The 2742-nt window shown below is 47.0% G+C and carries 2 protein-coding genes; both read right to left on the bottom strand.

Annotation, left to right across the window (positions count from 1 at the left end; all coding sequences use genetic code 11):
* The coding region (locus A1D16_RS21485; RefSeq protein ID WP_290713744.1) for a lantibiotic dehydratase family protein at window positions 1–1336 on the bottom strand (1336 nt) is incomplete at its 3' end.
* Between the two features lie 104 nt (window positions 1337–1440).
* On the bottom strand, window positions 1441–2742 hold a 1302-nt coding region (locus A1D16_RS21480; protein WP_290713741.1), incomplete at its 5' end, for an OmpA family protein.

The raw sequence follows: 2742 nt of genomic DNA, 5'->3' as shown, positions 1-2742 counted from the left end.
CCGACAGGGAGGGTGGAAAAACAGCCCTGTTTGTTGGAAAATCGGACAGGTCATCGGCCTGCAACTCTATTTGGAACGCTTTGACGGCGCTGGCTTCTTCCAATTTCTTATGCCAGAAGTTTTCCAGCTTTCCCCAATGAACCAACCTTGGCTGATCCGGTTTAAGAAAAACAAAATCATTCAGCAAGGGACTTAATTCAACCCCGGAATTCTCCTTATAAACAATGCCCGTTTCCGTATCCAGTACTTCGAGCAAAGGCAACTCCCTGTCTTCATACCGATCTTTAAACTCCCGGATAAAATCTGCCATATCCTGCGCCTGGACAGGATTGAGGCGATGCAGCAGCTCCAGGGCCTCCAATAACTGCAACTGGTATTGATCAGCTACCTTTTTTTCTATTAACTGCAACGACAGATCACACTGAAAAAGTTTTGCCGCATCAAAATCAACCGGTAGCGTCCGAAGCAATGCCTGAATGGAATCGTAGCTGGCAGGATCATTTATACGGTTATGATCCAATTGATGCAAGGCCTCCGATGCCTTGGTCAGAAAAGAAAGAGCCGACGAGAGGATGCCTGCTTCATCTGCCTGCAGGTTTTGCAAAGTCTGCTTTATCTGATGAATAAATTCCGGGCCGGTTATGGAAGGTTCCAACTCACTTACCAATACCTGGGCATGGATCAGCTCCCTTATAAACCCAAGCGCTTCCTCTTTTGTAATTGAATCGTCTACCAGCAAATCAGCGTACGTTTCCATCCGGTGATAACCGGTAGCGGCCTGCAGTACCCGGTCGAAGTATTCATTTCGCTGAATGGAACTGATCTTATGGGTTCTTTTTCCCTGGTTGTAATAATATTCTATATACCGGGCTTCATTTCCCAGGAAATAAAGGCTGTTGTTGCATTTAAAGCCCAATTGCCGGGCGATTTCTTCCACACCGGTCAGAAACTGCGCCAATGCACAAACGTAGTGCATATCGAACCGGGTATGCCGGTAAAAAAGGTTTGGATCAAGTACCAGGGTGGTGGGTCCACTTGCCCATTCTGCAACCCCACAGCCGGAAAAAAGGCCAAAAGGGGTACAGCGACTGTACATTCGGGTATAATACTTAGCCAGGGAGCGAAGCACTTTTTTCAGTCCACGGGCATCCGGCTGCTCTCCTTGTCGTATTCTACGGCATTCCTCGTACAAAACAGGCGAAGCCAGGTAAACAGCTTCCATAAACAGGCGATCCTGTAGTAAGGCATATAAGGTAGGCTCGTCCAGCCTGCTTTCCAGGGGAAGCTGAGGACTGCGCATTACCAGGTTGCGGTGGAATTGATACTGCTCTTTCATAGCAAAAACAGGGTTTCGGAGCACCGAAACTACTATAGTAGTATCAAAAAAAAACTGGTCTGCATAGGCAGACCAGTTTTATATTCAACAAGAGATAAGTTCGCTTATTGGCTTACTTTAAATTCAACGCGGCGGTTTTGAGTACGACCGGCAGCAGTGCTGTTATCAGCAACTGGCTGATCCTGACCAAAACCAACGGCAGTTAAGCGGGAAGCATCCACCCCTTTCTTAACCAGGTAGGCAATTACGGAAGCTGCACGCTTTTCAGATAATTTCTGGTTAGTTTCAGCCTTACCGGTATTGTCTGTATGACCTGCAATTTCCACTTTCAATTGAGGATATTGCTCGTTCAGGATCCGGGCAGCTTTGTCCAGCTCTTTGCGGGCAGCAGCTGTTAAGGTAGAACTTCCGGTCACAAACTGAACGGCGCTGGCATTAAACTTAGAAGTTTCCAGCTTTGGACATCCGCCATTATCAGCAGGACCTGCAAGATCCGGGCAACGATCTTCTTCGTCGTTTACGCCATCGTTATCGCGGTCTGGGATCGGACATCCCTGGTAGCGGGCAACACCAGCTACATCCACGCATTTATCTTCTTCGTCGTTGATACCATCGCCATCCGTATCAGGAATCGGACATCCGTTGTAACGGGCTATACCAGGTACATCCGGGCATTTGTCGTCTTTATCTGCAATGCCATCTGCATCTTTATCCGGACAACCCTGCAGGGCAGCCAGGCCAGCTTCAGTAGGGCAGGCATCCAACGAATCAACCACACCGTCTTTGTCGGTATCAACCGGCTCAACCATTGGAGGAGGAGGCGGAGGAATCACTTTTACTTCTCTTGGTTTACCGATATTACCAGCAAATCCAATACTGTGGTAAAAATGATTTTCAGTAGTGTTTGTAATCCGCATCCGGTACTGGGAATTGATCATCAGGAATGCTTCATCAAAGAAGTTAACCTGTAAACCAACACCTACCGGAGCAATAGCTCCATAATATCCTTTGAATTTGGACGCTCCCAAACCGGCAGACAAATACGGAGAAACCCAGTATTTATCAGACAGCATTTTAGCGTTTACCATTGCATCCCACTCAAAAAGGGCACCGTCGCCAACCGGACCTTTATCACGGATCGGATAATCCAGGAAAGAAACACCTAATGTAGTGGAGAAGTCAAGGTGATTGGTAAGTCCTTTCAAATAATTTACCCCAAAGCCGAAATTGTGGTCTCCCAGCTTTGCCCATTGTTTATCTTTCAAAACAGTGCTCAAAGAGGTGTTGCGGATCTTTTCAGGGGTTTCAAAATCATTACCGAAGAAATGGATTCCTAATGCGGGACGCTTCTTGTAATCATTGTTTTGTGCGAATACAGCAGATGTAACAGTGCATCCAACCAACAA

Source organism: Flavihumibacter sp. CACIAM 22H1, assembly GCF_001601815.1.
Lineage (GTDB): Bacteria > Bacteroidota > Bacteroidia > Chitinophagales > Chitinophagaceae > Flavihumibacter.
This window is presented reverse-complemented; position numbering and strand designations above follow the sequence as displayed.